The organism is Nocardia sp. CC201C (assembly GCF_030010695.1).
GTDB lineage: Bacteria > Actinomycetota > Actinomycetes > Mycobacteriales > Mycobacteriaceae > Nocardia > Nocardia otitidiscaviarum.
This window is the reverse complement of record NZ_JASCXP010000740.1, coordinates 1-1,154: the sequence shown is the minus strand read 5'-3', so window position 1 is coordinate 1,154 and position 1,154 is coordinate 1. Positions and strand designations below refer to the sequence as shown.

Below are 1,154 nucleotides of genomic sequence, written 5' to 3'. Positions count from 1 at the left end.
ACGCTGGAGACCGCCGGTTCCGGAGCGGCCGCCCTGCATGCCCTGGCCGCTGACATGGTCGCCATGGAACGTGCCGCGAGCGCCCTGTCCCCAACGAATTCTCCTGTGGCCGAGCATATTCGGATCGCCGCCGGACGCCTCGACGCCGGTGTCGCCGAATACGAGCGAATCGTGGCCGCCACCGCCCAGGTGCTCGCCGTCCCCGAGAGCGCCGCGCTCGCCGACGACCTCGGCTGGGCCATGGTGGACCTGCGCGACGCCGCCGACCGCCTGGACGGCTGGGCGCAAGCCCTCACCGACCTTGCCGACGGCCGCTACCGCGCCACACCGCCCACGGCCTGACCCACAAATCGTCGCAACTACACCCGCGCTGTTGGACCGCCGTGCGCGATCGGCTGGAGCCGCTGCTGTGAGCGTGACTGCTTCGCGCCGTTCGATCACCCGTGGCGCGATCGGCTGGAACTGCCGCCGTGAGCGTGACTGCTTCGCGCCGTTCGATCACCCGTGGCGCGGCCGGCTGGAACTGCTGCCGTGAGCGTCGCCCTGCCTATTCCCCCGCGCCGTTCGACCGGCTGTGCTGACCGGTGCTCGCGGACCGGCTGTGTCGCTCGGCGCGTTCGCGTGCCTGAGCTCGATCCGGCCGTTGCGGCACCTCGTGCTGCCTGCTCGGCCGGGGTATCGGATGGTCGGCCGCGAGCGGTATCTGCTGTCGATCGGGTGTGTCCGTGCGGGCGCTGCCGGGCGGGTGCGCGTCCGGTCGGCCGTGGCGTGGGCTCAGGGGGAACCCTGAACTTTCCCGGATATTGGCGCTGACCTGGTGTTTTTCTCTTGCGGGCCTGCGAGTATGGAGGGTGTCGGATCGCGCGAACGCCGGTTCGGGAAGACTTCGGGAGGTACCAATGCTGTGGAAGATCATCGGCGTCGTCGCGGTGGTGTGGATCGCGCTGGCCATTATCGGCGCGCTGATCAAGGGCCTGTTTCCGATCCTCATGATCAGTCTCGTGGTGTTCGGGCTGTACCTGCTGTACAAGGCGGTGTCCGGCTCGGACAAGTCGACGATCAGCAAGATGTAGACGTACCGGCACAGCCGATCGGGGCCCCCCCCCCCCAAAGGGCGGGGGGGCCCCGGGCCGGGGGGGCGGGCCGGGGGGGGG

The 1,154-nt window shown here is 70.0% G+C and carries 2 protein-coding genes and 1 pseudogene; all 3 read left to right on the top strand.

Annotated elements, in window-relative coordinates; translation table 11 throughout:
- Nucleotides 1–342: pseudogene (locus QK444_RS36430) on the top strand (hypothetical protein); the annotation flags it as partial.
- Nucleotides 343–409: 67 nt separating this feature from the next.
- Nucleotides 410–535, top strand: coding sequence for a hypothetical protein (locus QK444_RS36425; RefSeq protein ID WP_282786673.1), 126 nt, complete (start codon nt 410–412; stop codon nt 533–535).
- Between the two features lie 364 nt (nt 536–899).
- Nucleotides 900–1,073: a hypothetical protein gene (locus QK444_RS36420; RefSeq protein ID WP_029928261.1), complete on the top strand. Its 174-nt coding sequence runs from the start codon at nt 900–902 to the stop codon at nt 1,071–1,073.
- Nucleotides 1,074–1,154: the final 81 nt, after the last annotated feature.